Source organism: Halorubrum sp. SS7 (assembly GCF_005435055.1).
Taxonomy (GTDB): Archaea; Halobacteriota; Halobacteria; order Halobacteriales; family Haloferacaceae; genus Halorubrum; species Halorubrum salinarum.
In genome coordinates, this window is record NZ_SGXV01000060.1 from 1 (window position 1) to 2,332 (window position 2,332).

Annotated in this window: 1 pseudogene; it reads left to right on the top strand. The window is 45.8% G+C overall.

Going from position 1 to position 2,332, the window contains the following annotated elements:
* Positions 1-400: 400 nt before the first annotated feature.
* Positions 401-2,332, top strand: a pseudogene (locus tag EXE44_RS16420) (hypothetical protein); the annotation flags it as partial.

The window sequence follows — 2,332 nt, forward strand, 5'->3', positions numbered from 1 at the left end:
GTCCAACACCAGGCGGACGACGCGGACAGCGAGGACGTGATCGCGCTGGTGGGTCTCCATCCGGTAGGGGTCGACCAGTCCGAACAGCTGCTCTCGATGATGGAAGCCGTCGAACACTGACCGACTTCGGCCGCCGCCGCGCCCACTTCCAGCCTCGTACCCATTCGGACTTTTCCCGCGATACGCTCAAAAATCGCACTCGTTAGTCCGTACAGACAACACCGCAGTCTTGCGATTATTTCTCCCAGCGGAAGCTTTCACGTCCGTAAGTCATTTATAAGTGATCGGCCCGAGTGACACACCCCGCGGTGTGACAAGAGGCGCTTTACGGGCGTCGGGTCGGCTTTCGACGCCGCACTGCCCCGGAAGCGACCGCTCTCGCATCCGTGGCCCATTCGCTATGACCCGGATGCGATCGTCCCAATGGCTGTCTGTCGGTATCGCCCTCTGTTTGGTGATCGGTGTTATTGTGTTATTATTTGGAGCGAGTCTAGCCTCCGCTCAAAATTCTGATGACGTTCCCACGTTAAACAAAACAGGTGACCCAAACACGGTTCTCGTGGGTCAATCTGAGCAAAACATCACTAATATAGAGATCACACCGAACAATCAGATAAACGCTACAGACAAAATATCATTATATATTAATTTATCGAATGTCGAATTAAGGGGTGTTGATGTATCTTCAGCTTCGCTATCTGTTGATAGTATTCAACATGGAAATATAACTAACACGTCACAAATAAGATCAGAGGATAATACTTTATTAAGAGCTACAATACGCCCAGACGGTACAGGCCGCGCAATACTCGTTAACACTGCTCGGATCTCTGGGATTGATACGAGTGATGCTAAAAAGTCAACAGGAGTAGAGTACGACATCGCTGTTTCTAGTGGATCCACTTCTGTTCCCACGAAATTTACAAAGGAATTGACAACAAATCCGTTCAAAATTATTGATGGCACAATTGAAATCCATGATCAGGCTACTGCTTCACCTCAACTTCATCGGGATACTCGTACGACAGCAGGAATAACGATTGACAACATCAGCGGAAATACAAATTCAACCCTATTTATCACCAGAAATAATGACAACGAAATTATCGGAATTCGATATCTCTCTGAATATGTGCTCAGAACAAATCAGGCCATCTCTGTTAATACTCCCTATCTTGGTGGTGATGTCAAAGGATTCCTTGTTGCTAACTCTACTCTTGGCTCTACTGATTACGATATAAGAGATCACTTACCCTCTAACGTAACACACTCTGCTCTGTCAACGAGTGAGGGTCGAATTGTTACGGCTAGTGTGGATCTAGCCAATCGCTCGTATGCGTCATCACAGACAAACAAGATCACAATTCCTAATGCTAAAGTGTCAGATACTATTGAAGATAAAACTCCATTCTTTGTTTCGTTACATCCAGTCAACTCAAGCGGATATATACTACAAAACGTAACTGTTGCTAATTCTAAGGTGCTAACTGGATGGAATGAGAATGTCGATCTCTATTTTAATACTACAAATCCGAACTCGGGTATTTTCCGCAGTAACCGCTATGCTGCGGCAATCCAACTTTCACGTGGCCTAGATGCTGGTAACCGAGTTTCTCCCAAAAACTATGAGTTACTTCGGAATTCGGACTTGAACAACCAGTTTGTTTCTGATGGTGTCGCGGACGCTGGTACAATTTTAATAGAGGATTCTGTCCACACAAATGAATCCAATTCCACTGTTGCTGTCCAGATCAAGCATAACCAATCACTAGATAAACCAGTATATGCCGGACAGTACCTTCACTATAATTCTTCTCTATCAGATATAAATAATACGGAACTACACAGGATAGATAATAAAAACAGATCCCGTGTTGTATCTTTGGGAACTAGATTAAATAATTCCTCACAAATCAAGTACAATACGTCAATGCTCACTTCTGGTACTTATTACATTCATTCGAAGAGAGGGAATTCAGAACGTTTCAGGATCATCGGAAAAGAAAAACAGAATATTGATCTACAAAATGGTCCGAATCAAACTTCTAACGGTAATCTCATTCGATTTTCGGTGTCTCATAGTGTGCCATCTATGGAGATTATCCTAGATAAGACCACCAATAACACCACAACCACACTCGAACTCACAACCTCTGAGACGGGCCCAACACCCGTCACAATCAACGCGTACGCGTCGCCGGCATCTCCGTCGGACTTCGTCACGACCGGTCCCGGTATCAGCGTCGATTCGGTCACGGGGGATACCGATCCGCTCTCGCCCGGGTCGTACGACCTCACGCTCCGGTCGGAACACGGCACCGAGGTCGCCAAC